This window comes from Methylomonas sp. LWB (assembly GCF_001856095.1).
Classification (GTDB): domain Bacteria; phylum Pseudomonadota; class Gammaproteobacteria; order Methylococcales; family Methylomonadaceae; genus Methylomonas; species Methylomonas koyamae_A.
The window spans coordinates 1-331 of sequence record NZ_MKMC01000098.1; the positions used below are offsets into that span (position 1 = coordinate 1).

At 66.5% G+C, this 331-nt stretch carries 1 protein-coding gene; it reads right to left on the reverse strand.

Going from position 1 to position 331, the window contains the following annotated elements; all coding sequences use genetic code 11:
- Positions 1–331: putative glycoside hydrolase (locus BJL95_RS22675; protein WP_217631726.1), on the reverse strand; the 331-nt coding region annotated here is incomplete at both ends.

A 331-nucleotide genomic window follows, 5' to 3' on the forward strand; every position in this document is an offset into this window, starting at 1 on the left:
GAGTCCGCCACCGTCCATCTCGTCGAAGTAGGCCGGCTCGTCGTAGTCGGCGCCCATCGGCGCCCAGAATCCGTTCTGGAGCAACGTCGCCGCCAGGAAGTACCGGGCACGCTGGAAATCCTGTGCCGAATGCGGTGCGGCACCCAGCTTGTCGATCGTCATCGCGAGGCCGGGCCGGCGGTGGTCGCCTTCGGCGGTCAGGCTGACATACTGCTCGATGTCGAACATGGGATTCCGGTCGGCGCGCGGGTCTGCGAATTTCTCCCACGCCCGGCCGTCCAGTTGTTGCGTCAGCAGTGTCCGGTCGCCGTTCGCGATCAGGATCGCGTCC